1 protein-coding gene is annotated in these 960 nt (G+C 61.1%); it reads left to right on the top strand.

Annotation, left to right across the window (positions count from 1 at the left end):
• Positions 1-37 precede the first annotated feature (37 nt).
• A partial coding sequence (locus tag AACY52_RS28545; protein WP_339421393.1) for a ribonucleotide-diphosphate reductase subunit beta occupies positions 38-960 on the top strand: 923 nt, incomplete at its 3' end.

The raw sequence follows: 960 nt of genomic DNA, 5'->3' as shown, positions 1-960 counted from the left end.
CAAAGGCGCCAACGCCGGCCACGCCACCGAAGCCAACATGGACCGCCTCGACGGTGCCGGCGCTGCCGCCGCCATCGAAGCCCGCGCCGTCACCGCCAATGACTCCGCCGCCATCGTGCGCGCCAAGGCCGCCCTCGACAAACTCGACGTCGCCGAAGGCCTCGCTGAGCTGGAAGGCGCCTCCGCCCGCGTCGCCGTTGACGAAAAGCGCATGATCAACTGCCGCGCCGACCTCAACCAACTCGTGCCCTTCAAGTACGACTGGGCCTGGCAGAAGTACCTCGACGGCTGCGCCAACCACTGGATGCCGCAAGAGGTCAACATGACCGCCGACATCGCCCTGTGGAAAACCCCCGAAGGCCTGACTGACGACGAACGCCGCATCGTCATGCGCAACCTCGGCTTCTTCTCCACCGCCGACTCGCTGGTCGCGAACAACCTGGTCCTGGCCGTGTACCGCCTGATCACCAACCCGGAGTGCCGCCAGTACATCCTGCGCCAGGCCTTCGAAGAGGCGATCCACACCCACGCCTACCAGTACTGCATCGAATCGCTGGCCATGGATGAAGGCGAAATCTTCAACATGTACCACGAGATTCCGTCGGTCGCCAAAAAGGCCGCCTGGGGCCTCAAGTACACCCGTTCGATCTCCGATCCGAAGTTCGAAACCGGCACCGTCGAAACCGACAAAGAACTGCTGCGCAACCTGGTCGCGTATTACTGCGTCCTGGAAGGCATCTTCTTCTATTGCGGCTTCACCCAGATCCTGTCCATGGGCCGTCGCAACAAAATGACCGGCGTGGCGGAGCAGTTCCAGTACATCCTGCGCGATGAGTCGATGCACCTGAACTTCGGTATCGATGTGATCAACCAGATCAAAATCGAAAACCCGCATTTGTGGGATGCCGAGATGAAGGAAGAAGCGACCCAGATGATCCTGCAAGGGACGCAACTGGAGAT

This window comes from Pseudomonas sp. EA_65y_Pfl1_P113 (genome assembly GCF_963970525.1).
GTDB lineage: Bacteria > Pseudomonadota > Gammaproteobacteria > Pseudomonadales > Pseudomonadaceae > Aquipseudomonas > Aquipseudomonas tritici.
This window is presented reverse-complemented; position numbering and strand designations above follow the sequence as displayed.